The organism is Streptomyces sp. NPDC017940 (assembly GCF_044328435.1).
Lineage (GTDB): Bacteria > Actinomycetota > Actinomycetes > Streptomycetales > Streptomycetaceae > Streptomyces.
In genome coordinates this window covers 462706-487115 of record NZ_JBIRHJ010000009.1, presented here as the reverse complement: position 1 = coordinate 487115, position 24410 = coordinate 462706, and the positions used below count along the sequence as shown (strand labels likewise).

Below are 24410 nucleotides of genomic sequence, written 5' to 3'. Positions count from 1 at the left end.
GCGTTTCCAACTCTACCAGATCCGTTTTCCGTTCCGTTCCCGGTTCGGATTTCAATTCCGGTGGCCGTTGGGGGCCTTTGCCTTTCGGCGGTTCCAAACTCTAGCAGGTCATTTTCGCCTTCTTGACCACGATGTTCAGTGGACATGAGGAAACAGACCCCGATATAGGATCCGACCTGATAGTTGCTGCCCGGCCCCCGACGCTGAGTGCGTCGCCCGGCCCGTCGGCAGGAGTACGACTCTACAGCGGCGTCCGGGTAGGCGCAAATCGTTTGTGCAGTGCCGCTACGTCCGCCAACCGGGACCTCTCATGCGGAACCGGGACTTCCTATGACTTACCCTTCTGAACAGTGCGTCGTCCAGGTCAGGCAGTGACGGCGGTATCGAATCTCCACCCCTGGGAGGCCCTCCATGTCCACCGTTACGTCCCCGCTCGAAGGACGCGCCATCGGGCTCGCCGCGGTGCCCGACCCCGTCTTCTCCGGCGCGATGGTCGGACCTGGCACTGCCATCGACCCTGTTCGCGAGCCCTCCGAGGCGGTCGCTCCCGTCGACGGCATCATCGTTTCCCTTCACCCGCACGCGTTCGTCGTGGTGGACGACCAGGGCCACGGCGTGCTCACGCACCTGGGCATCGACACCGTCCAGCTCAACGGCGAGGGCTTCGAGCTTCTCGTCAACAAGGGGGACACCGTACAGCGGGGCCAGTCCGTGGTGCGCTGGAACCCGGCCGCCGTCGAGGCCGCCGGCAAGTCCGCGATCTGCCCCGTCGTCGCGCTCGAGGCGACGGCCGAGTCGCTGTCCGGCCTCGTCGAGGACGGCGACGTGAAGCCGGGCGACACTCTCTTCAGCTGGAAGTGACGGCATCGCCGTCGCTCGCCGACGGCAGGTAGGACATCCACCGCGGCGGCTGGGCCCGTCGCACGACCGGAGACGGGTGAAATGGAGACAACGCTGCGAGGCGTCGGCGTGAGCCACGGGGTGGCGATCGGCGAGGTTCGGCACATGGGCACGGCGGTCCTCGAGCCGCCGGCCAAGCAGATCCCGGCGGAGGACGCGGAGCGCGAACAGGGGCGCGCCCGCAAAGCCGTCGAGGCTGTGGCCGCCGACCTGATGGCGCGCGGCAACCTGGCGGGCGGTGAGGCCCAGGCGGTGCTCGAAGCGCAAGCGATGATCGCTCAGGACCCGGACCTCATCGCCGACGTGGACCGGCGCATCACCGTCGGCAGCACGGCCGAACGCGGCATCTACGACGCCTTCTCGCACTACCGCGAACTCCTCGCGGGCGCGGGTGAGTACATGGCAGGCCGCGTCGCGGACCTCGACGACGTGCGGAATCGTATCGTCGCGCGGCTCCTCGGCGTTCCGATGCCGGGCGTGCCCGACAGCGACGAGCCGTACGTCCTCATCGCGCGGGACCTCGCGCCCGCCGACACCGCGCTGCTCGACCCGGCTCTCGTACTCGGCTTCGTCACCGAAGAGGGTGGCCCGACCAGCCACAGCGCGATCCTGGCGCGGGCGCTCGGCGTCCCCGCCGTCGTCGCACTGCCCGGTGCCGGTGACATCGCCGAGGGCACCGTCGTCGCCGTCGACGGCAGCACCGGCGAGATCTTCGTCGAGCCCACCGCCGAGAAGCGTGCCGAGCTCGAGGCCGCCGCGGCGCAGCGCAAGGCCGCGCTCGCCGCGACGACCGGCCCCGGCGCCACGTCGGACGGGCACAAGGTGCCGCTGCTCGCGAACATCGGCGGTCCCTCCGACGTGCCCGCCGCCGTCGAAGCGGGTGCCGAGGGCGTGGGCCTGTTCCGCACCGAATTCCTCTTCCTCGACGACAGCACCCAGGCGCCGACCGAGGAGAAGCAGGTCGAGGCGTACCGCAAGGTCCTCGAAGCCTTCCCCGAGGGCCGCGTCGTCGTGCGCGTCCTCGACGCAGGCGCCGACAAGCCGCTCGACTTCCTGACGCCCGCCGACGAGCCGAACCCGGCGCTCGGCGTGCGTGGTCTGCGCTCGCTCCTCGACCACCCCGAGGTGCTGCGGACGCAGCTGACCGCACTGGCCAAGGCCGCCGCGGGGCTGCCCGTCTACCTCGAGGTCATGGCTCCGATGGTGGCGGACCGCGCCGACGCCAAGGCGTTCGCCGACGCGTGCCGTGAGGCCGGTCTGCGGGCGAAGTTCGGTGCCATGGTGGAGATTCCGTCGGCGGCCCTGCGGGCGCGTTCCATCCTCCAGGAGGTCGAGTTCCTCTCGCTCGGCACCAACGACCTCGCGCAGTACACCTTCGCCGCCGACCGCCAGGTCGGTGCCGTGTCCCGGTTGCAGGACCCGTGGCAGCCCGCGCTGCTCGACCTGGTCGCGCTGTCGGCCGAGGCCGCGCAGGCCGAGGGCAAGAGCTGCGGTGTGTGCGGTGAGGCCGCGTCCGACCCGCTGCTCGCGTGTGTGCTGACCGGTCTCGGTGTCACCTCCCTCTCCATGGGGGCGGCGTCGATTCCCTACGTCCGGGCGACGCTGGGCAAGTACACGCTGGCCCAGTGCGAGCGTGCCGCGGCCGCGGCACGTGCGGCGGACAGCGCCGAGGAAGCCCGCAAGGCGGCGCACGCCGTGCTGTCCGGCGAGTAGCAGGCCCGCGGCACGCGACAGGTTCCTCCGGAGGGGCGCCCCACCCGTACAGGTGGGGCGCCCCTCCTGCGTCAGTGGCGGTGTCCCCCTTGTCCCGTCGCGCCTTCCTCCCCCGGATCGTCCCCGCCGAGGTCCGGTGCCGCGCAGTAGTCGACGCCGGATTCCGGGGCGATGAGGTCGCCGGAGAGCGCGTCCGTGCAGTAGGCGTCGAAGACTTCGGCGGCCGAGAGGGGGTGCAGGCGCTCTCCTTGCAGGCGCCAGCCGTGGACGCGGTCGCGGGTGCCGTCGCCCGCGCGCATCACGAGTCCTCCGGAACTCCGTACGGCGATGCCCACGGCCAGGACCGTGGTGAACTCGAGTGCTTCCGTCTCGTCCAGTTCCGGATGGCCGTCGGCGCCGCGCATGACACGCAGGGCGGCGAGGAGCGTCTGGCCGTCGCTCGGCACGCTGCACACCAGATGGCGGGTGGCGGGGCCCTCGGTCCCGAGCACGCGCATGAGCAGGTCGGAGGCGCGGGCGAAGGCGGCGCGTCCGATGTCGACTCCGCAGTCCGCGCAGGCGCCGATGCGGGCCAGGAGCATGGTCGCGTACTCCCAGGTGCTCTGTCGGAGGGTCTCGTCGACGAGGTCGGGGACGAGCTCGGCCAGAGGACGGTCCTCGTACGGCAGGGTGGGTCCTGTCGCCGCGAGTTCCGCGGTGTAGCGGGTGCGGCTTCCGGGGGTGTCCGGGTCCAGGCCTGTTTCCGCGCAGAACTCCGCGTACTCCTGTGGGTCGAAGAGGGCGATGCCGGTCAGCCTGCCCTCGGCGGCCCGGGTCTTGAGCAGGCCTTCCACCTGCTGCAAATACGTCACGTGGTCGTCGAAGACGAAGGTGGCGTAGTGACGCATCGCCGCGAAGTCCTCGGCGTCGGCCAGCAGGCCGATGGTGCCGGCGACTTCGCGGCGAAGGGCGCGTCGCATGGTGTCGTGCTGGGTGTGCCCCATGGTCCCCCCTGCGGTCGGTCGATCAATGCTCACTCACCGTAACGGGAGGCACTGACAATGACCGCGGAGCGTGCTCGGGCACGGGCTGTGGTTCGCGTGGGGGTCAGGCGCGTTCGCGGCCGAGGCGCTCGTAGAAGTGGAGCAGCTCGATGTTGTCGACGGAGCCCGCGTTGACCGCCTTGTCGAGCGGGGTGCCCTGGAGCAGGCGTTTGACCGGGACCTCGATGCGCTTGCCGGTGAGGGTGTGCGGGACGGCGGGGACCTCGATCACCTCGTCGGGGACGTGGCGCGGGGAGAGCTGTTCCCGGATGGTCCGCTTGATCCGGTCGCGCAGGGCGTCGTCGAGTTCCGCGCCCGGGGCGAGGTGGATGAACAGCGGCATCCAGTAGCCCCCGTCGGGCCGCTCGACGCCGATCACGAGCGACTCGCGGATCTCCGGGAGGCGCTCGACGGCTTCGTAGATGTCGGCCGAGCCCATGCGTACGCCCTGGCGGTTGAGCGTGGAGTCGGAGCGGCCGTGGATGACGACGGAGCCGCGTGCGGTGACGGTGATCCAGTCGCCGTGGCGCCAGACGCCGGGGTAGGTGTCGAAGTAGCTGTCGTGGTAGCGGCTGCCGTCGGGGTCGTTCCAGAAGCGGATCGGCATGGACGGCATGGGGTTGGTGACGACGAGCTCGCCGACGTCGTCGATGAGGGGCTTGCCCTGGGGGTCCCAGGACTGTAGGTCGGTGCCGAGGCAGGGGGCCTGGAGCTCGCCGATGTGGACGGGCAGTGTCGGCACGGCGCCGGCGAAGCAGGAGCAGACGTCGGTGCCGCCGCTGACGGAGGCGATCCACATCTCTCCGGAGGCGTCGGCGAACTCGTCGTGCAGCCAGCGGAAGCCGTCGGGCGGCAGGGGCGAGCCGGTGGTGGCCACGCACTGCACGCGCGACAGGTCGAAGTCGCGGGCGGGGTGCACCTCCGCCTTGCGGCAGGCCATGACGTACGCGGCGGACGTCCCGAAGTACGTGGCTCCGGTGCGCTCGGCCACCCGCCACTGCGCGGCGGTGTCGGGGTAGCCCGGGCTGCCGTCGTAGAGGACGATCGTGGTGCCCGTGAGCAGGCCGGAGACGAGGAAGTTCCACATCATCCAGCCGGTGGACGTGTACCAGAAGAAGCGGTCGTCGGGACCGAGGTCGCAGTGCAGTCCGGCCTGCTTCAGGTGCTCGACCAGGATGCCGCCCTGGGACTGGACGATCGCCTTGGGCAGGCCTGTGGTGCCGGAGGAGTAGAGCACCCACAGGGGGTGGTCGAAGGGGACGGCTTCGAAGACGGGTGCCGTGTCCGCGGCGGTGAGCGCGGACCACTCCAGGGCGCCTTCGGGGGCCGGGGTGCCGAGCAGCGGGATGTGGACGACGGCGCGCAGGGTGGGCAGTTCGCGGCGCAGTTCGGCGACGGTGTCGCGGCGGTCGTGTTCCTTGCCTCCGTAGCGGTAGCCGTCGACTGTGAAGAGGACGACCGGTTCGACCTGCTGGAAGCGGTCGAGGACGCTGCGGGCGCCGAAGTCGGGTGCGCACGAGGTCCAGACGGCGCCCACGGACGCGGCGGCGAGGAAGGCGACGACGGCCTCGGGGACGTTCGGCAGGTAGCCGCTGACGCGGTCTCCGGGGCGCACGCCGAGCGTGCGGAGCTCCGCAGCCAGGGAGCCGACCTGCCGCCGCAGTTCGGCCCAGGTGACCGGGGTCGGCTCGTGGGACTCGTCGGCGTGCAGGACGGCCGGGGTGTCGGCCCGCGCGGGGTCCTCGCCGGCGCGCAGGGCGTGCTCGGCGTAGTTCAGGGTGGCGCCGGGGAACCATTCGGCGCCGGGCATGGCGCGGTCGCCGAGCACGCGCGCGTAGGGCGTGGAGAAGCGTACGTCGAACCATTCGGTGACGGCTTTCCAGAAGGTGTCCAGCTCGTCGACGGACCAGCGGTGCAGGGCCTCGTAGCCGCCGGTGGCGGGCGCTCCGTGGTGCTCGGCCGCCCAGGCCTGGAAGCGCGTGATCCGCGCGCCGGCGATGCGCTGCGGGTCCGGCTGCCAGAGCGGCGAGGGGTTCGATGAGGACATCGGGTGCTCCTGGGCTGTGCGCGTCGTGGGCGGCTGTCGTGCGCACGTGCTCGGTGTGCGCGTGACACGGATGACACGGACGATGCCACGTGATCGACTTCTGCACCAGGGTGTTCCGTTGGGGGCGGACTTCGGCGGGGAGCGGAGGTGTGTCTTCGGAGGGATTGGTGACGCCTGATGGCGTACGGAATGAACGGCAGTTGAACGCGGCGCACCCGGTGGTCCTTCGATGGCAGGCTGAGCAGCATGAACGGTCGTGACCTGGTGCGTTCGGTGAAGGCAGTCGGCCTGTCCGACACGGCTCAGAGGTTGCGCCTGGTGCGCTCCGCGTGGCGCAGGCGGTGGGTCGACGCGACGGGACTGCCGCCCCGGCGGGACGAGCGTGCCCGGACGCCGGGGCCCGTGACGCTGGTGGAGCCGGGCCCCGGCGGCGGGGTGGTGCGCTTCGCGCGGTCCGAGCTGCGGGTGCGGGTCACGTCGGGCGGAGCGGTGTTCTGGGGCTGGGACGGCGCGGATCCGGATCCGTCGTACGCGCTGGCGGGCGGGAGCCCGGAGGCGGATCCCCGGGCGGTGCTCGAGCCCGACAAGGAGGGCGGCTGGCGGGTGGTGTCGGAGCGGGCCACGGTGGTGGTCTCCCGGCACGGGGCGGTCGAGCTGCGTACGCCGGGCGGTGTGATGCTGCGCCGTGACCTGCCGCCGCGCTGGTGGGAGCCCGCGGGAGGCGGTCCGGCCCGTTGGGTGCAGCGGTCGGAGGTGGCGGCGGACGCGCGGTTCTTCGGGCTCGGCGGGCGGGCCGCGGGCCCCCGGTTGCGGAGCGGCACGTACCGCTTGTGGAACACGGATCCCGGTGGCTCCTTCGAGCCCGGGGACGATCCGCTGTACATCACGATGCCGGTGCAGTGGGTGGTCGCCGACGTGGGGACGCACCTGGTCTTCCACGACAACACCTGGGACGGCTCGGTGACCGTGCGCGAGGGCACGGAGGGCGCGGGTTCCGGGCACGACAGGGCCGGGTCGTGCGAGGTGCGCATGGCCGGGGGGCCGCTGCGGTGCTGGGTCATGGTGGGCACCCCCGCGCGCGTGCTGCACGCCTGGGCGGGGCTCACGGGCGCTCCCGCGGTGCCGCCGTCGTGGGCGCTCGGCCACCATCACGCGCGGTGGGGCTTCGGCAGCGAGCAGGAGGTGCGCCGGATCGTCGCGGGCTACCGGGAGCACGGTCTCGCCCTGGACGCGCTGCACCTGGACATCGACCACTTGGACGCGCACCAGGTGTTCACGGTCGACAAGAAGCGCTTCCCCGGTCTGCCGAAGCTGGCCACCGAGCTGCGCGGGGCGGGGACCCGGCTCGTGTCGATCGTGGACCCGGCGGTGAGGGCGGCACCGGGCAACGCGGTGTACGAGGGCGGGGCGGCGGCGGACGCGTTCGTGCGGGACGCTTCGGGGCGGGCCGTGCGGGGGCTCGTGTGGCCCGGTGAGTCGGTGTACCCGGACTTCACCGCGGGGCGGGTGCGCAAGTGGTGGGGCGGGCTCTACGACGAGCGCCTCGCGCAGGGCTTCTCCGGTTTCTGGCACGACATGAACGAGCCGGTGTCCTTCGCCGCCTTCGGAGAGACGACCCTGCCCCGCTCGGCACGGCACGACCTGGAGGGCCGGGGCGGCGACCACCAGGAGGCACACAATGTGTACGCCCTCGGCATGGCGCGTGCCGGTTACGAGGGCATGCGGGAACTGCGGCCCTCCGAGCGCCCGTTCCTCTTCTCCCGCTCGGGCTGGGCGGGAATGCAGCGCTACGGAGGGACGTGGTCGGGTGATGTCGCCAGCACCTGGCAGGGGCTGCGGGCCTCGCTCGCGCTGGTGATCGGGCTCGGCCTGTGCGGGGTGCCGTACTCGGGCCCCGACGTCGGCGGGTTCGACGGCAGCCCGTCACCGGAGCTGTATCTGCGGTGGTTCCAGCTCGGCGCGCACCTTCCGTTGTTCCGTACGCACGCGGCGCTGGACGCGGGGCGCAGGGAGCCCTGGGAGTTCGGTCCCGAGGTGCTTGAGCACGCGCGCGTGGCTCTCGCCGAGCGCGGTCGGCTGCTGCCGTACTTCGTGACGCTCTCGCACCTGGCGCGGCGCACCGGCGCGCCCTACGCCCGCCCGCTGTGGTGGGGTGCCACGGAGGACAGGGCGTTGCGCGACTGTGAGGACGCGTTCCTCCTGGGGGACTGCCTGCTGGTCGCGCCGGTCCTGGAGGAGGGCGTCGTCCGGCGGAGCGTACGGCTGCCGCCCGGTCGCTGGTACGACACCGTCACCGAGGAAGCGTACGAAGGCCCTGGACGAGCCGTCCTTGAGGCTCCCCTGTCCCGCATACCCGTGCTCGCGCGCGCGGGCGCCGTGCTGCCCGTCCGGGGTGCGGACGGGGCGCTCGTACTGGAGGTGTGGGCACCCGCGAAGGGGCGCTCGGGCGGGGGTCTGGTGATCGCCGACGGTGGTGACGGGTGGGAGGAGCCGGAGCTCCAGCGCTTCGGGGTGCGGTGGAGCGGTGACCGGCTGCTCGTCGAGAAGGAGGGCGACGGGCCGGGGGGTGCTCCGGAGTACGCGGTGCGGGTGCGTGGGGACGGTCGACCCCGCGGGAGTGCCCCTGACGTCACGTAGCCGCGGGGCGCGCCCCTGAAGTCAGCTTCTTCCGGGACGTCTCCCCCGGAGCCCGGCATGGCGTCAGACGTAGCGGCCCTCGAACCACGCCTGCACCACGGCCGTGTGCAGGGGGAAGCAGAGTTCCGCGGGCCGGTACAGCAGTTCCCAGCCCTCCGTCTCGTCCGTCGGCACGGACTCGGGCAGGTCGGCCGCGGGGCGTTCCGGCAGCAGGCCGAACAGCAGCACGTGGCCGTCGGGAGAGCTGAGCGATTCGACGATGCGCACGTCGTGGCTCGCCGCGCTGATGCCGGTCTCCTCCTTGAGCTCCCGGACGACGGCGTGCCGCCAGTCCTCCCGGTGGTCGATGTAGCCCCCGGGCAGGGCGATTCCCCCGCGCGCGGGGGCGATGGTGCGGGTCACGACCACCAGGCCTGTGCCATGGGTGTCGTACACGGGCTGTAGGGCGATCGCCACCGGCAGGGGGTTGCGGTAGGCGACGTTGCCACAGGCGGAGCAGCCGCGGGGCCAGCCGGTGAGGTGCTCCCCGTACGGTGCGCCACAGCCCGAACAGTGGGAATCCGGGACGGGCTTGACGCTGAATTCGGATGTGGATGCGGACACGCCGCGGACTGTAGCCGATCTCCGGGCAGCGGTCTTCCCTGCGGCGCCCCCTGCTTGGCGAAAGCCGACTTCTCGTCAGCAGTCGGCTTCCCGGCACGAGTCGGCCTCGAGGCCGCAGTCGGCATCCGGGCCGCAGTCAGCGTTCAGGCCGCAGTCGGCCACCCGTACGCCGTCGACCGCGCATGCCTCGGGGCCCGCTCGCACGCGCGTATGCGAACGGACCCCGGGGTGTACGGCCGCCGCCCCCGTCAGGACGGGCGGCGGCCGCTTGCTGTCCCGATGGCGGGACTAGGCGACCAGTTCGCCGTTGGGGCTCACCGCGTCGACGGCCGGGGGCAGCACGGCGGCGATCTTCTGCGCCACCTCGTCCGCGCCGAGGCCGGTGAGGGTGGCTATCCGGCCGACGGTCTCGGAGAGGGCCTTGCTCAGCTCGTCGGCGGTGACGGGCAGGTTCTCGCCCGTGCTCAGCCAGGAGTCGACCTTGTCACCGAGACCGGCCTGGCGGAGCTGCTCCACCGCGGCGCCGACCTGGCTGCCGTCGTACAGGGTTGCGATGAGGAACTGCTCCAGGGCCGTTGCCGGCGCTTCGATGGCAGCCATGTCTTTCTCCAATGAAGTAGCAAGGTGGATCGATGGTCCCGGACCGCGCCGCACGGAGTCGTCCGGGTTCGCCGGCGGCATTTCTGCCGCTCTGCCGACGCGGTTGCCTTGTGGGACAGGACGCGATGTTGGTCGTTGATGGTTGCGTGGGCAATTCGAAGGAACCGCAAACTGGCCACGCACCGCCTCGATATAACCTCGGTAACTGCTACTTTTCCGCCACGGAAACATGGCAACGCGGTGAACTCTCACGCGCCAGTACCGAGTTACACGCCCCTCACCAGCGATTACAGGCCAAGTGAGGCTCACAGGCCGCCGCGGCGCACGTTCCGGCCAGCACCGGTCCCGGCCCCCTCGATCCCTTTACGCTTCTTCCCGAAGACTTCACATTCCATTCGCACCGCGCCGCACAAGCGGCGTTCCACGCTCAACGGGGCGAGCTGAGCGAACCGTACGAAACGGGAAAGTCGAAGTACGTGTCCGGAAAGGGCTCGGGTTTATACGTGTAATGCCACCATTCCTCCGGCAGGTTCACCAGGCCCACCTGTGCGAGGGACTCCTTCAGGAGTTGGCGATGGGCGCGTTGCTTGCCTTGGACGCGGGGGTCGTCGGTGTGCGACAGGGTGTCGAAGCAGTCGTAACCCGTGCCCATGTCGACGGAGTTGTCGGGGAAGCGCTCGCTCCGGGGCGCGTAGCAGTGCGTCAGGGGCTCCCCGGGGAAGTACGGCCGCGTGGGCTTGGCCGGGAGCCGCACGATCGTCAGGTCGACGGTGGAGCCCCTGCTGTGCCCGGACTTCTCCGCGATGTAGCCGTCTTCGAAGAGGCGCGACTTGTCGACGCGCGGGTAGAACTCGCGCTTCATGCGTTCGTCGTCGAGGTCCTTGGCCCAGCGTACGAAGTGGTCGACCGCGCGCTGGGGCCGATAGCAGTCGTAGACCTTCAGTGTGTACCCCTGCCGCAGGAGCTTCCGCTGTGCCGCGTGCAGGGCGCGGGCCGCGGGGCGGGTGAGGAGGCAGACCGGTTGCCGGTAGCCGTCGATGCGCTCGCCCACGAAGTTGTGCGGGGTGAAGTAGCGCATCTCCTGGAGGATCGTCGGGTCCACGGACCGGAGGGCGACGAACTCCGGCGGCGCTTTCGGCGCCGGGGGCGTGGCGTCGCCCGGGGAGTGCCGCGCGGACGCGTCCCCCTCGGGCCCTCCGGACTGTGCAGGCTGTGTGGGCTGTGCGGGTGCGGGTGTGGGAGCGGCGGTCACGGCGAACAGGGCGGCAGCCGTCACGGCCAGGCAGCGCCACCGCGAGGAGAGTCTTTTCATGTCTCCCTCGTGTATCAGGCGGGGCGCCCGGCGTACACTCCTGACGTTCCGTCAGATCCGTCTTCCGGAGGAATCTTGTCGCGCACCCGCACCCCCGTGGTGGCCCGTTGGTTCGCCGGGGAGAAAGACGCCTTCCGACTGCTCGGCACGCGCTGCACGGAGTGCGGGGCCGTCTTCTTTCCTCGCGAGGACGTGCTCTGCCGCAATCCTGGCTGTCAGAGCACGGGTCTGCGCGAGGTTCCCCTGTCGCGGCGCGGACACATCTGGTCGTACACCGACGGCCGCTACCGGCCGCCCGCGCCCTACGTCTCGGACCCGGAACTTCCGTGGCTGCCCAACACGTTGATCGCTGTGGAGCTCGCCGCGGAACGGATGGTGGTGCTCGGACAGGGGGCTCCCGGAGTGACCGTCGCCGACCTGGAGGTCGGCATGGAGGTGGAGGCCGTCCCCGGCGTGCTCAGCGAGGACGCGGAGACGACGTGGACGACGTGGCACTGGCGACCGGTGGGGGTGACGGCGTGACGGGCGATGTGGCGGTCATCGGTACGGGCATGCACCCCTGGGGCAAGTGGGGCCGCGGTTTCGTCGAGTACGGGACGGTCGCGGCACGCGCGGCCCTCGCGGACGCCGGGGTCGACTGGCGGGACATCACGTCCGTGGTGGGCGCGGACACCGTGCGCGGCGGCTACCCCGGGTACGTGGCAGGAGCGACGTTCGCCAAGGCTCTGGGCTGGCAGGGCGCACGCGTGTCGAGTGTGTACGCGGCATGCGCCTCCGGGGCCCAGGCGATCGGCACGGCACGCGCCCAGCTGCTCGCGGGCCTCGCCGACGTGGTCCTGGTGGTGGGTGCCGACGCCGCCCCCAAGGGGTTCTTCCGGCCCGCGGGAGGCGAGCGGCCCGACGACCCGGACTGGCTGCGCTTCCGCGTCCTCGGTGCCACGAACCCCACCTACTTCGGCCTGTACGCCCGCCGCAGAATGGCCGTGCACGGTGAGACCCTGGAGGATTTCGCCCAGGTCAAGGTGAAGAACGCGGCCCAGGGAGCACTGAACCCGTACGCCCGCTACCGCAGAGCCGTGACCGCCGGGGAGGTCGCCGCGTCCGCCGTGGTCGCCGACCCGCTGCGGCTGCTCGACATCTGCGCGACGTCCGACGGTGCCGCGGCGCTCGTGCTGTCCACCCTGGAATTCGCCCGCCGGCACGGCGCGAGCGCCCCGGTGCGCATCCGCGCTGTCGCCACGGTCACGCCCACGTACCCGAACACGGTCCTGGACCTGCCGGACATCGCGACGGACTCCGCGACGGCCGTGCCGCCCGCCGAGCACACCTTCCGGGAGTCCGTCGCCCGCGCCGCGTACGAGGAGGCGGGCATCGGCCCCGAGGACCTCTCCGTGGCGGAGGTGTACGACCTGTCGACGGCCCTGGAGCTCCAGTGGTACGAGGATCTCGGCCTGTGCGGCGCGGGCGAGGGAGCCAAGCTCCTGCGGGAGGGTGCCACCGCGCCCGGCGGACGCATACCGGTGAACACCAGTGGCGGCCTGGCCTCCTTCGGCGAGGCCGTCCCGGCACAGGCCATCGCCCAGGTCTGCGAGCTGACGTGGCAGTTGCGCGGCAGCGCGGGCGCACGGCAGATCGACGGGGCCCGCGTCGGGATCACCGCGAACCAGGGGCTCTTCGGGCACGGGTCGTCGGTGGTGGTGGTGCGCTGACCGCGACCTCCGCGACACGGTAGGCCCCGCGGGCTCGGGTGTTAGCTCCGGTGCGTCCTCCTGCTGAGCGCAAGCCGCGGCGGCGGCGCGGGGCCGCGGGACGGTGAACACGGCAGCGCGTGCTGCCGGGCTGGGGAACACGGTGGGTACACGCTGCCGCGGGGCGGGGAACGGCGCGTGGAGGCGAGGGGGACGGAAGGCGTCGCGCCGGTTGAGCCGGTGCCGTCCGCGACCTTGACGCTCCATCACCACCGGTGAACACTTCCCGGTGTCAGTCGGCATCGCCGCTCCTCGGCACTTGGCCGCTCAGGACCCGTGTGCTCCGAGGCTCCGCACAAAGGGCCAGTTCAACGGGTCGTCCCCCACAGGCGATGCGACTGTGACGGCACGCTCGTCGCCGCGCCCGGGCGGGGTACCGGACTCCCCCGCCCACAGCCGACGTGACAGGCAGTCGCCGGTCAGTAGTCGTGGGAACGCACCCTGCACGGAGTACCGGGGCCCACCACCCCGGCAAAGGCCTAGGAGCCGCCATGTACTCGAATGGGGACATCTTCGTCGGTGAGATCATCGGCACCGCGATCCTGATTCTCTTCGGCGCCGGCGTGTGCGCCGCCGTCACCTTGAACCACTCGAAGGCGAAGGCCTCGGGGTGGCTCGTCATCGCGTTCGGCTGGGGCTTCGGTGTGATGGCGGGCGCGTACACCGCCGCGCCGCTGTCCGGCGGGCATCTCAACCCCGCCGTCACCCTCGGCATCGCCATCGACACCGGCGAGTGGGACAAGACCTGGATCTATGTGGCGGGCCAGCTGATCGGCGCCATGCTGGGCGCGGTCCTCGCGTACCTGGTGTACCTCGCGCAGTTCAACGCCAACGTTCCGGGCGGTGCCAAGGACGCACCGGGGGCGCAGAGCCCCGTACCGACGCTCGGCGTCTTCTCCACCGTTCCGGAGATCAGGAACCCGGTCGCGAACGTCCTCACCGAAGTGATCGGGACCATCGGCCTGGTGCTTCCCATCCTCGCGTTCGGGCTCACCGAGGGCCTCGGCAAGTCCGGCACCCAGACCCTGATCGTGGCGTTCCTCGTGGTCGGCATCGGCCTTTCGCTCGGCGGCCCCACCGGCTATGCCATCAACCCCGCGCGCGACCTCGGTCCGCGCGTCGTGCACCACTTCCTCCCGATCCCCAACAAGGGTACGTCCGACTGGGGTTACGCATGGGTGCCGGTCGCGGGACCGCTGATCGGCGGGCTCCTCGCGGGTCTCATCTACAACGCAGCCTTCTGATCCACCGCAGTCTCCTGATCCACCGCAGTCTTGTGATCCACCACAGCCTTCCGATCCACCGCAGTCTTCTGAAGCGCCATCCTCCAAGGGGTAGCCATGACGGACAGCTCCGAGAAATTCGTCGCCGCGATCGACCAGGGCACCACCTCGAGCCGCTGCATCGTCTTCGACCAGGACGGCGCGATCGTCGCCGTGGACCAGCGCGAGCACCGGCAGATCTTCCCGAAGCCCGGCTGGGTGGAGCACGACGCCACCGAGATCTGGTCCAAGGTGCAGGCAGTGGTGGCGGGCGCGCTCGCCAAGGCGGGGTTGCGCGCCGACCAGCTGAGCGCCCTCGGCATCACCAATCAGCGGGAGACCACGGTCCTGTGGGACCGCTCCACGGGCAAGCCGGTGCACAACGCCATCGTCTGGCAGGACACGCGGACGTCGGCGCTCTGCAACGAACTGGGCGGCGCGGACGGCCAGGACCGCTTCCGCGAGCAGACCGGTCTGCCACTGGCCAGCTACTTCTCCGGGCCGAAGGCGTCCTGGCTCCTCGACAACGTCCCGGGCCTGCGGGCGCGTGCCGAACGCGGCGACATCGCTTTCGGCACCATCGACTCCTGGCTGATCTGGAACCTCACGGGTGGCACGGACGGAGGCGTGCACGTCACCGACGTCACCAACGCCGGGCGCACGATGCTGATGAACCTGGAGACCCTCCAGTGGGACCCCGCGATCCTGTCGGCGATGAACGTCCCGGAGGCGGTCCTGCCGGAGATCAGGTCGTCGGCCGAGGTCTACGGCACGGCCGTCGGACAGCTCTCGGGGGTGCCCGTGGCCTCCGCGCTCGGCGACCAGCAGGCCGCGGTCTTCGGGCAGGCCTGCTACGACACAGGGACGGCCAAGAACACCTACGGGACGGGCAGTTTCCTGCTCCTGAACACCGGCAACCGGCCCGTGCCCTCCAAGAGCGGCCTGCTCACGACCATGGGCTACAAGATCGGCTCCGAGGCTCCGGTCTACTGCCTCGAGGGCTCGATCGCGATCACCGGGGCGCTCGTGCAGTGGTTCCGCGACCAGCTCGGCATCATCCGTACGGCCGACGAGATCGAGACGCTCGCGGCGAGCGTGGACGACAACGGCGGCGCGTACATCGTGCCGGCGTTCTCCGGGCTGTTCGCGCCGTACTGGCGCTCCGACGCGCGGGGTGTCGTCACCGGCCTCACCCGGTACGTCACCAAGGCGCACCTCGCGCGTGCGGTCCTGGAGGCGACGAGCTGGCAGACGCGTGAGGTCGTGGACGCGATGTACCAGGACTCCGGAGTGCGCATCACCACGCTGAAGGTCGACGGCGGGATGACCAAGAACGGTCTGCTGATGCAGCACCAGGCGGATGTGCTCGGGGTGCCGGTGATCAGGCCGCGCGTGTCCGAGACGACGTGTCTGGGCGCCGCGTACGCCGCCGGGCTCGCGACAGGTGTGTGGAGCGACCTGGAGGAACTGAAGTCCCACTGGCGGCGCGACGTCGAGTGGACGCCGCGGATGGCGGAGGACGAGCGGGAGCGCGAGTACCGCAGTTGGCGCAAGGCCGTGGAGCGCAGCTTCGGCTGGCACGACGACGAGGGCTGACACACCCGCCCCTGAGCCCCGGCCCCTGTCCCGGCCGGGGCCACGCGCGCCGGTCGGCGGCGTCAGGTGGTGACCGGTTCCCTGGCCGCGGCCCCGATGGCCATCGCGTGTTCGACCACGTCGATCAGGACCTCCTTGACGGACTCCTTCCCGCGCGCGTCGCACAGCACGACGGGAGTGTTCTCGTCGAGGTCCAGGGCGTGGCGTACCGCGTCGGACGGGTAGCGGGTCGCCCCCTCGAAGCAGTTGACGCCGACGACGAAGGGTATGGAGCGGCGCTCGAAGTAGTCGACTGCGGCGAAGCAGTCCTCCAGGCGGCGGGTGTCGGCGAGCACGACGGCGCCGAGCGCCCCGGTCGCCAACTCGTCCCACAGGAACCAGAAGCGGTCCTGTCCGGGGGTGCCGAAGAGGTAGAGCACCAGGTCCTCGCGGAGGGTGATCCGGCCGAAGTCCATGGCGACGGTGGTGGTGTGCTTGCCCGGGACGCCGTCGGTGTCGTCGACGGGTCGCCCGGCCTCGCTGAGGGTCTCCTCCGTGCGCAGCGGTTTGATCTCGCTGACCGCGCCGACGAGGGTCGTCTTGCCCACGCCGAATCCGCCCGCCACCAGGATCTTCAGCGTGACCGGCTCTACGGGGGCCGTACCGCGCTCAGAACGCTTGAAGATCATTCGCCTTCTTCTCCTGCATCAGTCATCAGTGGTGTCGCCCGGGTGGGTCGGACGTGCCGCGCGGAGTGCGAGGCGGGTGGTGCGGCGGGGGCGGCGGACGGTGGCGGTCCGTATCCGCCGCCGCCAGGTGTTTCGATCACGAGTACGTCGCCGGGGCCCGCGTCGGCGCGGTCGCTGCCCGCGAGCCGCACGACGCCGCCGTCGGCACGCTCGACGCGACCCGGGCCGAGGCCGCCGGGCGCCGCCCGCCATGCCGACGGTGGGCTCGGCGTGCGCTCCAGGAGGGCGATGTTGGCGACGGTGGTGCCCATGCGGGCGGTGTCGATCGGTGCGCCGCCGAGTCCCGGGGGTATGTCTGTGCATGTGGCCGCGTCGGCCCGGGCGAGGGGTTCCCGGATGACGGTGACCGCGGCGTCCGCGTAGCAGGGCGGGTTGTCGGACAGGAGCTTGTGCGTGCACAGAGTGCCGTTCGGGCGGCGGGCGACGACGTTCGTGAACGTGCCGCCCCCGTCGACCCGGAACTGCCAGCCTGTCACGTCTCAATCCCCGCTCTCGCGCTGTTCAGAGCGCCCGGAGGCCGTTGATCACGTCGCGCAGAATACTCTCGTCCGGCAGTTCGGCGGGGGGAACGGGCCGGGTCACGTGCACCAGTCGGTCGTCGACCAGGTCACCGATGAGGACACGGACCACGCCGATCGGAAGGTCCAGTTCCGCCGCGAGTTCCGCGACGGACTGCGGGGTGTCGCGGCACAGGTCGACGATGTCCACGTGTTCCGGTGACAGCGTCTGGTCGGCCTCCGTCTCCTCGGCCCGCGACTCCGCGATCACGACCGCGATCAGGTCGAGGCGGTGCTGGGCCGCGCTGGTCGTGCGGCCGCGTGTCATCGCGTACGGGCGCACCACCGGGCCCGCGTCGTCGTCGAACCAGTGCGGCATCTCGACCTGACCGTCGTCGTCGCTCATGCCCTCCCACTACCCTCCCGCGGGCAGGTCGGTGCGCGGCGCCGACCCCAGGTGCACACCCACCCTCTTGACGAGCAGCGTCATCTCGTACGCCACCAGGCCGACGTCGGAGTCCGCGTCCGCGAGCACGGCGAGACAGCTGCCGTCGCCCGCGGCCGTCACGAAGAGGAAGGCGTCGTCCAGTTCGACGACCGTCTGCCGGACCTTGCCCGCTTCGAAGTGGCGTCCCACGCCCTTGGCGAGGCTGTGGAACCCGGACGCGACGGCGGCCAGGTGCTCGCTGTCCTCACGCGTCAGGTTCTTCGACACGCCCGTGGGCAGCCCGTCCCCGGACAGCACGAGCGCTTTGCGGATGCTGGCGACGCGCTCCACCAGGTCGTCGAGGAGCCAGTTCAGCTCTCCCGACCCCCCGGTCGCGGTGGTGCGTGCGTCGGCCTTCGGTGCGGTCATCGACCGTCCCCCTCAGATGTCGTTCCTGGTGCTGCGCCGTCCTGGACGTCGTCGCCCTCGGCGTTCTCTTCGCGACCGCGCTGCCAGCCACGCTGGAGCGAAGCCATCCGGCTGCGGACCTCGTCGGCGTCGCGCTCCTCCGTCCCGGCCCCGGCGGGAGCGGGGTCCGGCTCCGTACGGCGGTCCGGTCCATCCTTCAGCTGGGGGGCGAGGCTTGCCTGCCTGACCCGGCGCGGCAGCCCGCCCGGGGCGGGTGCGACGGGGTCGTCGGCGGCCGCGCGGAGCGGCGTTCCCGTGCTGCCTGCGGCCCGGTCCATGGATCCTCTGTCCGTCCTTGCCGCCCGGTCCGCACCGGGCGCCGTCTCCGTGCGGGTGGTGGCAGGCGGCACGTCCGTGACCGGGCGGCGCCGGGGCAGCAGCGGCTGCGTGCCGACCGCTGGGTCCGTGCTCAGCGGGCGCGGCGGGGTGAGGTCGGGCCAGCCGGTGTCCGAGCGTGGGCGGCGCGGCAGGTCGAGGCCCGCGCCTTCGGAGGAGTCGACGGTGTCCCGCGCGGGGGCGCCGAGACCGTCCCGTACGCGCCGGTCGGGGGTGCCGCGGGCGGGACCGAGGTCCTGACGGGGGTCCGCGGGTGCCCGGCCCGTGGCCCTGGTGTCCCGCGCGGGCCCGCGGCCGGGCCGTCCCGCGCCGGGCTCGCGGCGGGTGAAGGAGCCGTCGTCCGGGTCGTCCGCGTCCGTGTCGCGCGTCCGCGCGGGGCCCACGCGGCGTCCGTGCGAGGAGACCAGTTTCGGGGTGCGGCGGCGCGCGAGCGGGACCGTGCCGCCCGGCGTCAGTCCGTCGTCGAGTATCTCTTCGGAGTGCGGTGCCTCGTGTGCGGCGGAGTCGGTGGCGCGTACCGGTTCGACGAGGTCGGGCTCGCGCGTGTCACGTGCCTGCTGGTGCTGCTCCTTGGTGGTGTCCGTGGCGCGGCGGCGGGGGCGGAACAGGCCGCCGCGTTCGCTGTCCTCGTCCTCCAGGGCGCCCGGGAAACCGTCGAGCCCGGCCATGCCGACCGGTGCTTCCAGCTCGACCGGGCCGTCGAGGACGGACGCGGGCAGTCCGGGCAGTTCGACGGCCGTGCGGGCGAGGGCCGCCGACCGCTCCTTCGCCGGGTCGCCGCCGAGGGACTTCTGCGGGAGCGGCCGGTCGAGGCGGAAACCGACGCCTCCGGTGTCGGGAACGTCGTCGGTGAGCAGCGTGTCCGGTATGAACACGACGGCGGTGGTGCCACCGTACGGGGAGGGCTGGAGGGAAACCCGGACGCGCTGGCGCTGGGCCAGTCGGCTCACTACGAAGAGGCCGAGGCGGTCGGTGTCGGACAGTTCGAACTCGGGGGTCTCCGCGAGGCGGAGGTTGGCGTCCAGGAGGGCTTCGGAGGCCATGCCGAGGCCGCGGTCGTGGATCTCCAGGGTGAAGCCGTTGGCGACGTGCTCTCCGAGGACCTGCACCGCGGTGTGCGGGGGCGAGAACACCGTGGCGTTCTCCAGGAGTTCGGCGAGCAGGTGGGTGAGGTCGGCGACCGCGGGTCCCGTGACGGCGATGCGCGGCAGGCGGCGTACCTCGATGCGTTCGTAGTCCTCGACCTCGGCGACGGCGGCGCGGACGACGTCCATGAGCTGGACGGGCTTGCGCCACTGGCGTGACGGGGCGGCACCGGAGAGGATGACGAGGCCTTCGGCGTGCCGCCGCATGCGGGTCGTGAGGTGGTCGAGTCGGAACAGGTCCGCCAGCTCGTCGGTGTCCTCGGTCCTGCGTTCCATGGTGTCGAGGAGCGTGAGCTGCTTGTGCAGCAGCACCTGGCTGCGGCGCGCGAGGTTGACGAACACCTCGGAGACGCCGCGGCGCAGGTCGGCCTGCTTGACGGTGGCTTCGACGGCGGCGCGCTGCAAGGTGTTGAGCGCCTGGCCGACCTGGCCGATCTCGTCCTTGTCGTAGCTCAGGCGCGGGGCCTCGGTCTCCACGTCGACCTGTTCGCCCGCCGCGAGGCGGCGCAGCAGGCCGGGCAGCCGCACACCGGAGGCCTCGTGGGCCTCCAGACGCAGCCTGCGCAGGTCACGGATCAGGCTGCGGCCGACCCGGATGGAGAGGAAGAGGGAGAAGATCACCGCGAGCAGGCCGAGGACGCCGATGACGGCCAACTGGACGATGACGCTGACGGCTTCGGGGCGCGCCCGCTCGCGCAGGCGGTCGATGGCGGCGTCGCTGCGGTCGGCGAGGCCCGCGAGGACCTTGCGGGCCTCGCGGTTCCAGTCGCCGGTGCTGATCCCGCGCGGGGTACCGGAACCCGACTCCACCAGGGACTCCTCGGCGTCGCGCAGCCGGCTGGTCTCGGCGCCGTTCCAATAGCGCTCGAAGCGGGCGCGCTCGTCGTCGGGGAGCTGCGCGAGGCTGTTGTCCAGGAGCAGGCTGCGCTGCGCGGCCATATCGGTGACCTGGCGGATCTCTCCCCTGGTGACACTGCCCGCGACGAGGGCGGAGCCGATCAACGCGTCCTCGCGGGAGAGCAGTTCGCGTGCCTGCCCGACACCGACGAGCGCGCGGCCCTCCGCGGTGACACCCACGTCGTCGAGGGCGTTGAGCGTCATCAGGAAGCCGAAGCAGGGATCGGTCAGGCGCGTGTACATCTTCAGCGCCTTCTCGCGGCTGATCGTGCCTTCCTCGACCGTGCGGCGCAGCGCGTCGAGGCCCTTGAAGGCGTCGAGGGCCACGCTCAGCCGCTCCTCGGACTGGCCGTCGAGCGACCCGCGCGAGTCGGAGTGCTTGGCCCGGTACTCGACCCTGGCGACGCTCTTGTCGGTGGCCTCACGGCTGCGCCGCAGGGCGGCGAGTGCGTCGGAGGCCCGCGGGTCCGCCAGATAGACGAGGGTCTGGCGACGCTCCTCCTGGACCACTTCGGCGGCGTCCTGGACGGGGAAGGCCAGCTCATCGATGATCTTGGCGGTGCCGACCAGCTTGTTCGCCTCGCGTCCCGTGAGGAACGTGGCAAAGCCCCAGATCGCCGTGAGGGACACGAGCGGCACGAGCAGCAATGCCACGATCTTCCGGCGGATTGACTTCCCGCGAAAGCGCATGGCCTCCCCCAGATCGGGCCCCTCGCAGCCAGGTTTTGACCGGGGGCACGCATGTGCGTCAACAAACGGCGCGAGCCTACTACTGACACACGGGCAACTCGAAGGCACGTCCGGACGCTTTTCAGCCGTGACGCGAAAGAGGCGTCACCAGTTGTCCGGGCATTGGGGGAGATTGCCTCCCGCATGCGGCTCCTGCGCGGCGCGCCCATCCTCCGTACCGGAGTGCCCAGTTGGCCTGAAGTGTTCGCCACGTGGATCCCCTCGCGGCAGGAGGGGATCTCTGCCGCCGGGCGGGAATCTTTCGGGGCGGCCGTTCGTCCCTCAGTACGAGAGCAGTTGCCTGCGGGGATGTGGGGTAACCGGGGCCGTACAGGGGACGCGAAAGACAGTTGGGCACGCGTGGAACCCCCTGCACCGCCGCGTGAAGCGGCGTAAAGCGGGCAGCAAGTGGGGAGTCGGACATGAGAGCTCTCGACCGGCCGACCGCGCGGCACCCGGCAGGACGGCGGCGGCACCGGTGGAACAGCAGGTGCACGGGCACGGCAGCGGGGCGGGGAGTGACGAGTTGATGGGTACGAAGGAGTGCCGACGGACGTCGGACGACGAGCGGACGCCGGGCACCGGGGCGGTGCGCGGCGCGGGGTCGGTGGGCGGCGTGGAGCCGGTGCGCGGCGGCGGGCGGCCGTCGGACGGCGCGCGGGCTGCGGGCGGCGCGCGAGTGCCGGACGGCAGCCGGGCTTCCGGCACCGAGTTGGCTTCGGTCAGCGGGGCGGCTGCGAGCACCGAGATGGCCTCGGACAGCAGAGCGGCCGCGGGCGGCGAGGTGGCCTCGGGCGGCAGGGTGGCTGCGGGCGGCGCGCAGGGTTCGGGTAGCGGGGCGGGTAAGCGGGTCAGTGCGTACGCGGGTGTCGGCGCGGCGGGACCACGAGCCGCGGCATCCGTCGGGTACGACGACGGCGACGAGGACGACGGGCACTTCGAGCGGCGGGAGCTGTGGGTCGAGGAGGCCGCGACCCGGCGCAGACTGCCGGACCCCGTGCGGACGGCGGCGGTGCGGGCGGTGCTCATCGTGTCGCTGACGCTCATCCAGGCGATGACGGCGTTCTTCTGCGCGATGGCCGAGTCCTGGCTCGCCTTCCCCATGGTGCTGAGCAGTGTGGCCGGCACGATCGTGGCCACCTGGAGCGTGTGCGACGTCTGGGTGACCCGCCAGGTGTGGAACCAGCGCAACGGCGTGGTGTCGATGCCCAGCAGCTCGGCGCGTCAACTGCGCCGGGAGCGGCGCAGGGCCCGACGCGACGCCCGCGCCACCACCCGTTCGCAGGAGGACATACGGAGCCGCGGAGGGGCTAGGGGACAGCTGTCGCACTCCTAATGCCGAACGGCTCCGCCGACAGCCGTGCCCGCAGTTGCCGCCGTACCTTCATGAACGGCCGTGGACGATTGACGGCAAGAGCAGCCCGCACCCGGCCCGTCTGCTCGTAGACGGTCAGGAAGCTGCCGCTGTCGGGGTTGCCCTCCTCGATGCGTACGGTGGCGTCCGCGGGGCGGTGTCCGGCGAACTGGATGCGGGAGCCGTACTGGTCGGACCAGAAGTAGGGAAGTTCGCTGAAGGTCTCCACGGTCCGGGCGGCGAGCAGGTTGCGTACGGCCACGCGGGGTTGCCGCGTCGCGCCCGTCCAGTGCTCGGTGCGGACGCCGTCGACACGGGCCACGTCTCCCACGGCGACCACTTGGGGCAGGCTCGTGACGCAGCCGCCGTCGCAGCGGACACCGTCACGGTCGGCGAGTGGGCCGTCCACGGCGTCGCTAAGGAGTGCCCTGCCATGGGTTGCCGATCCAGAGGGTGCCCCGCCAGGGGATGCCGAGCCAGGGATCGCCTCACTAGGCGTCGCCCCGCTAGGCGTCGCTTCAACCAGCGACCGCCCCGCCGAGCATTGTCGAGCCAGGAGATGCCCCGCCCGGGGTCGCCCTGCCCGGGGTCGCCCCACCCGGGGCCCCGCCAGGAGACGCCGTCCCGACGGCTGCGCCCGCATTAGTCGGGAAGCCCTTCGTCAACGGAGGGCGGCCGTACGGAGGATGAGGCTCCGCTCCGATGATCACGAGGCGGCCGTCGTAGCCCTGGGCGCGCAGTTCGCGTGCCGCGTGGAGACCGGCGAGGGAGGCGCCCACGACGGTGACGGTCTTCATGCGGCGGAGCCTTCAGCGGTGAGGGGACCCGGTCCCACGGCGGCCGATGCGGTCTCGGCGGCGGGGGTCCGGGCGGACACCGGAACGGCGGTCGGCTCGGTCAGGTGGACATGGACCGTTCCGTCGACCACGCTCACGCGGTGGGTGCGCACCGCGCGACGGGCGGGCAGACACGTCGGCTCGCCGGTGCGGAGATCGAAGGTGGCCGCGTGCAGGGGGCATTCGACCAGGCAGCCCTCCAGCCAGCCCTCGGACAGGGAGGCGTCCTGGTGAGTGCAGGTGTCGTCGACGGCGTACAGCGTGCCGTCCGCGTTGAACACCGCGACGGGCGGTGTGGTGTCGAGACGGACGGACTCGCCCGCGGGGAGGTCTTCGATGCGGCAGACGGGAATCACGTGCCCTCCTCTGGATCGGTCGGCCGGTTCATCGGCACGGTTTGGGCGAGGGACTCTTCGCTAGCATGCAGTTTCATATGGCGCACCAGAGAGCGCTACGCGCAACAGAATCCGGTGGGAAGCCCATCGCGTCAAGGGCCTCCCAGGGACGCGGCTTCGAGTGGCCGCCGAGTGGTGAGAGTTGAGATATGACCCGCACGCGGAAAGAGCCTGGCCAGAGCGGGGAGCCCCGCCAGGGAGCACCCCGGGAGCAGCGCCGTGGGGCGCAGCGGGACGAGCCGGAAAAGCCGCGCGAGGCGAAGGCGCCCGCCGGTTCCGTCCAGTCCGTGGACCGCGCGGTGAGCGTCCTCGAGATCCTCGCCCGGCTCGGCGAGGCGGGCGTCACCGAGATCGCCGACGAGCTCGGGGTGCACAAGTCGACGGCCTTCCGGCTGCTCGGGGTCCTGGAGAACCGCGGGCTCGTCGGTCAGGCGAAGGACCGCGGCAAGTACTTCCTCGGCGCGGGCGTGCTGCGTCTCGCCGGGGCCGCGGCCGTGCGCATGGACATCTCCCAGGAGGGCGGCCCCGTCTGCCGCGAACTCGCCGACGAACTCGGCGAGACGGTCAACATCGCCGTGCTCGACGACGACGCCGCGGTCAACATCATGCAGGCCCGCGGGCCCGCCTCCGTGACGGCCCAGAACTGGCTCGGCCGACGCACTCCGCTGCACGCCACGTCCAGCGGAAAGGTGCTCCTCGCGCACCTTCCGACGACCCTGCGCGAAGGCCTGCTCGCACGCACGCTGCCGCGCATCACCGACCACACGGTCACCGGGACGGTGGCGCTGCGCCGCGATCTGGAGGCCGTCGTGCACCAGGGCTTCGCGATCGCCGTGGAGGAGCTGGAGGTGGGCCTTGCCGCGGTGGCGGCGCCGGTGCGCGCGCACGACGGCAAGGTCATCGGCGCGCTGAGCGCCTCCGGTCCCGTGTACCGGCTGACCGAGGACCGGCTCACCGAACTGGCCAAGCGCACGGTCGCGGCGGCGGTGGAGCTGTCGCGGCGGATGGGCTACGGCTTCTGAGCCCCCGGGGCGCCGATCGACAGCCCCCCGTCCACGCTCCCCCGTCCCCCGTCCCCCGTCCCCCGTCCCCCGTCCGTGCCGCGTCGTCCACGCTCCTCCATCCCCCATCCCCCATCCCCCATCTCCCGTCCGCGCC

Annotated in this window: 21 protein-coding genes and 1 pseudogene; 9 read left to right on the top strand and 13 right to left on the bottom strand. The window is 71.6% G+C overall.

Annotated features, from left to right (window positions below; translation table 11 throughout):
• Positions 1-411 precede the first annotated feature (411 nt).
• Entirely contained in the window at positions 412-861 is a 450-nt protein-coding gene (locus ACH4DX_RS30715; protein WP_398121891.1) for a PTS glucose transporter subunit IIA, read from the top strand.
• Between the two features lie 81 nt (positions 862-942).
• A complete protein-coding gene (gene ptsP / locus ACH4DX_RS30710) occupies positions 943-2613 on the top strand; it encodes a phosphoenolpyruvate--protein phosphotransferase (RefSeq protein ID WP_398157499.1) in 1671 nt (556 codons plus the stop codon).
• 71 nt (positions 2614-2684) lie between these two features.
• Here ptsP and ACH4DX_RS30705 read toward each other — a convergent pair whose 3' ends face one another.
• Entirely contained in the window at positions 2685-3596 is a 912-nt protein-coding gene (locus ACH4DX_RS30705) for a hypothetical protein (protein WP_398157498.1), read from the bottom strand.
• A 103-nt stretch (positions 3597-3699) separates the two neighbouring features.
• Complete coding sequence (locus ACH4DX_RS30700) at positions 3700-5682, bottom strand: acetoacetate--CoA ligase (protein WP_398157497.1); 1983 nt, start codon at positions 5680-5682, stop codon at positions 3700-3702.
• Between the two features lie 246 nt (positions 5683-5928).
• Here ACH4DX_RS30700 and ACH4DX_RS30695 point away from each other — a divergent pair, with 246 nt between their 5' ends.
• On the top strand, positions 5929-8319 hold the full coding sequence (locus ACH4DX_RS30695) for a TIM-barrel domain-containing protein (protein ID WP_398157496.1): 2391 nt from the start codon (positions 5929-5931) through the stop codon (positions 8317-8319).
• Between the two features lie 63 nt (positions 8320-8382).
• On the opposite strand, the gene ACH4DX_RS30690 is transcribed toward ACH4DX_RS30695, so the two are convergent.
• The 3 genes from ACH4DX_RS30690 to ACH4DX_RS30680 form a co-directional block, all read right to left on the bottom strand.
• Positions 8383-8922: an NUDIX domain-containing protein gene (locus ACH4DX_RS30690; RefSeq protein WP_398121886.1), complete on the bottom strand. Its 540-nt coding sequence runs from the start codon at positions 8920-8922 to the stop codon at positions 8383-8385.
• Between the two features lie 288 nt (positions 8923-9210).
• On the bottom strand, positions 9211-9522 hold the full coding sequence (locus ACH4DX_RS30685) for a YidB family protein (RefSeq protein ID WP_398157495.1): 312 nt from the start codon (positions 9520-9522) through the stop codon (positions 9211-9213).
• 427 nt (positions 9523-9949) lie between these two features.
• A complete protein-coding gene (locus tag ACH4DX_RS30680) occupies positions 9950-10834 on the bottom strand; it encodes a M15 family metallopeptidase (protein ID WP_398157494.1) in 885 nt (294 codons plus the stop codon).
• A 96-nt stretch (positions 10835-10930) separates the two neighbouring features.
• Between ACH4DX_RS30680 and ACH4DX_RS30675 the strand changes: the two genes are divergently transcribed.
• From ACH4DX_RS30675 to glpK, 4 genes are all read left to right on the top strand, one after another.
• Complete coding sequence (locus tag ACH4DX_RS30675; protein ID WP_398157521.1) at positions 10931-11356, top strand: Zn-ribbon domain-containing OB-fold protein; 426 nt, start codon at positions 10931-10933, stop codon at positions 11354-11356.
• Positions 11353-12543 (top strand): lipid-transfer protein, encoded by a 1191-nt coding sequence (locus ACH4DX_RS30670; RefSeq protein ID WP_398157520.1) that lies wholly within the window; start codon positions 11353-11355, stop codon positions 12541-12543. The genes ACH4DX_RS30675 and ACH4DX_RS30670 overlap by 4 nt, the downstream gene beginning before the upstream one ends.
• Before the next feature lie 530 nt (positions 12544-13073).
• Complete coding sequence (locus tag ACH4DX_RS30665; RefSeq protein WP_398121882.1) at positions 13074-13826, top strand: MIP/aquaporin family protein; 753 nt, start codon at positions 13074-13076, stop codon at positions 13824-13826.
• 96 nt (positions 13827-13922) lie between these two features.
• Entirely contained in the window at positions 13923-15440 is a 1518-nt protein-coding gene (gene glpK, locus ACH4DX_RS30660; protein ID WP_398157493.1) for a glycerol kinase GlpK, read from the top strand.
• Positions 15441-15502: 62 nt separating this feature from the next.
• Here glpK and ACH4DX_RS30655 read toward each other — a convergent pair whose 3' ends face one another.
• The 5 genes and pseudogenes from ACH4DX_RS30655 to ACH4DX_RS30635 all read right to left on the bottom strand — a co-directional run bounded on the left by ACH4DX_RS30655 (position 15503) and on the right by ACH4DX_RS30635 (position 20628).
• Positions 15503-16108 (bottom strand): GTP-binding protein, encoded by a 606-nt coding sequence (locus ACH4DX_RS30655; RefSeq protein WP_398121880.1) that lies wholly within the window; start codon positions 16106-16108, stop codon positions 15503-15505.
• Positions 16109-16380: 272 nt separating this feature from the next.
• Positions 16381-16644, bottom strand: a pseudogene (locus ACH4DX_RS30650) (hydantoinase/oxoprolinase N-terminal domain-containing protein); the annotation flags it as partial.
• A 25-nt stretch (positions 16645-16669) separates the two neighbouring features.
• Entirely contained in the window at positions 16670-17071 is a 402-nt protein-coding gene (locus ACH4DX_RS30645; RefSeq protein WP_398121879.1) for a DUF742 domain-containing protein, read from the bottom strand.
• Between the two features lie 9 nt (positions 17072-17080).
• A complete protein-coding gene (locus ACH4DX_RS30640) occupies positions 17081-17521 on the bottom strand; it encodes a roadblock/LC7 domain-containing protein (RefSeq protein WP_398121878.1) in 441 nt (146 codons plus the stop codon).
• Entirely contained in the window at positions 17518-20628 is a 3111-nt protein-coding gene (locus tag ACH4DX_RS30635; RefSeq protein ID WP_398157492.1) for a nitrate- and nitrite sensing domain-containing protein, read from the bottom strand. The genes ACH4DX_RS30640 and ACH4DX_RS30635 overlap by 4 nt, the downstream gene beginning before the upstream one ends.
• Before the next feature lie 787 nt (positions 20629-21415).
• On the opposite strand from ACH4DX_RS30635, the gene ACH4DX_RS30630 reads away from it, so the two are divergent.
• Positions 21416-22003, top strand: coding sequence for a hypothetical protein (locus ACH4DX_RS30630; protein ID WP_398157519.1), 588 nt, complete (start codon positions 21416-21418; stop codon positions 22001-22003).
• Here the strand turns inward: ACH4DX_RS30630 and ACH4DX_RS30625 are convergent.
• The 3 genes from ACH4DX_RS30625 to ACH4DX_RS30615 all read right to left on the bottom strand — a co-directional run bounded on the left by ACH4DX_RS30625 (position 21978) and on the right by ACH4DX_RS30615 (position 23213).
• Positions 21978-22430 carry an oxidoreductase C-terminal domain-containing protein gene (locus ACH4DX_RS30625; protein ID WP_398157491.1) on the bottom strand — a complete coding sequence of 151 codons (453 nt, stop codon included), beginning with the start codon at positions 22428-22430 and terminating at the stop codon, positions 21978-21980. The two genes, ACH4DX_RS30630 and ACH4DX_RS30625, sit on opposite strands and share 26 nt — an antisense overlap.
• A 109-nt stretch (positions 22431-22539) precedes the next feature.
• On the bottom strand, positions 22540-22818 hold the full coding sequence (locus tag ACH4DX_RS30620; protein WP_398157490.1) for an FAD-dependent oxidoreductase: 279 nt from the start codon (positions 22816-22818) through the stop codon (positions 22540-22542).
• The gene (locus ACH4DX_RS30615) at positions 22815-23213 is read right to left on the bottom strand and encodes a bifunctional 3-phenylpropionate/cinnamic acid dioxygenase ferredoxin subunit (protein WP_398157489.1); all 399 of its coding nucleotides are present in this window, start codon (positions 23211-23213) and stop codon (positions 22815-22817) included. Before ACH4DX_RS30615 ends, ACH4DX_RS30620 begins: the two co-directional genes overlap by 4 nt.
• 188 nt (positions 23214-23401) lie before the next feature.
• Between ACH4DX_RS30615 and ACH4DX_RS30610 the strand changes: the two genes are divergently transcribed.
• Positions 23402-24274, top strand: a complete 873-nt coding sequence (locus ACH4DX_RS30610; RefSeq protein WP_398157488.1) for an IclR family transcriptional regulator — start codon at positions 23402-23404, stop codon at positions 24272-24274.
• Positions 24275-24410: the final 136 nt, after the last annotated feature.

Excerpts from the sequence above, each read along its gene's own strand:
- ACH4DX_RS30715 (WP_398121891.1), top strand. The coding sequence starts at position 412 with ATGTCCACCGTTACGTCCCCGCTCGAAGGACGCGCCATCGGGCTCGCC.
- ptsP (WP_398157499.1), top strand. The coding sequence starts at position 943 with ATGGAGACAACGCTGCGAGGCGTCGGCGTGAGCCACGGGGTGGCGATC.
- ACH4DX_RS30705 (WP_398157498.1), bottom strand. The coding sequence starts at position 3,596 with ATGGGGCACACCCAGCACGACACCATGCGACGCGCCCTTCGCCGCGAA.
- ACH4DX_RS30700 (WP_398157497.1), bottom strand. The coding sequence starts at position 5,682 with ATGTCCTCATCGAACCCCTCGCCGCTCTGGCAGCCGGACCCGCAGCGC.
- ACH4DX_RS30695 (WP_398157496.1), top strand. The coding sequence starts at position 5,929 with ATGAACGGTCGTGACCTGGTGCGTTCGGTGAAGGCAGTCGGCCTGTCC.
- ACH4DX_RS30685 (WP_398157495.1), bottom strand. The coding sequence starts at position 9,522 with ATGGCTGCCATCGAAGCGCCGGCAACGGCCCTGGAGCAGTTCCTCATC.
- ACH4DX_RS30680 (WP_398157494.1), bottom strand. The coding sequence starts at position 10,834 with ATGAAAAGACTCTCCTCGCGGTGGCGCTGCCTGGCCGTGACGGCTGCC.
- ACH4DX_RS30665 (WP_398121882.1), top strand. The coding sequence starts at position 13,074 with ATGTACTCGAATGGGGACATCTTCGTCGGTGAGATCATCGGCACCGCG.
- glpK (WP_398157493.1), top strand. The coding sequence starts at position 13,923 with ATGACGGACAGCTCCGAGAAATTCGTCGCCGCGATCGACCAGGGCACC.
- ACH4DX_RS30655 (WP_398121880.1), bottom strand. The coding sequence starts at position 16,108 with ATGATCTTCAAGCGTTCTGAGCGCGGTACGGCCCCCGTAGAGCCGGTC.
- ACH4DX_RS30645 (WP_398121879.1), bottom strand. The coding sequence starts at position 17,071 with ATGAGCGACGACGACGGTCAGGTCGAGATGCCGCACTGGTTCGACGAC.
- ACH4DX_RS30640 (WP_398121878.1), bottom strand. The coding sequence starts at position 17,521 with ATGACCGCACCGAAGGCCGACGCACGCACCACCGCGACCGGGGGGTCG.
- ACH4DX_RS30635 (WP_398157492.1), bottom strand. The coding sequence starts at position 20,628 with ATGCGCTTTCGCGGGAAGTCAATCCGCCGGAAGATCGTGGCATTGCTG.
- ACH4DX_RS30630 (WP_398157519.1), top strand. The coding sequence starts at position 21,416 with ATGGCCTCGGACAGCAGAGCGGCCGCGGGCGGCGAGGTGGCCTCGGGC.
- ACH4DX_RS30620 (WP_398157490.1), bottom strand. The coding sequence starts at position 22,818 with ATGAAGACCGTCACCGTCGTGGGCGCCTCCCTCGCCGGTCTCCACGCG.
- ACH4DX_RS30610 (WP_398157488.1), top strand. The coding sequence starts at position 23,402 with ATGACCCGCACGCGGAAAGAGCCTGGCCAGAGCGGGGAGCCCCGCCAG.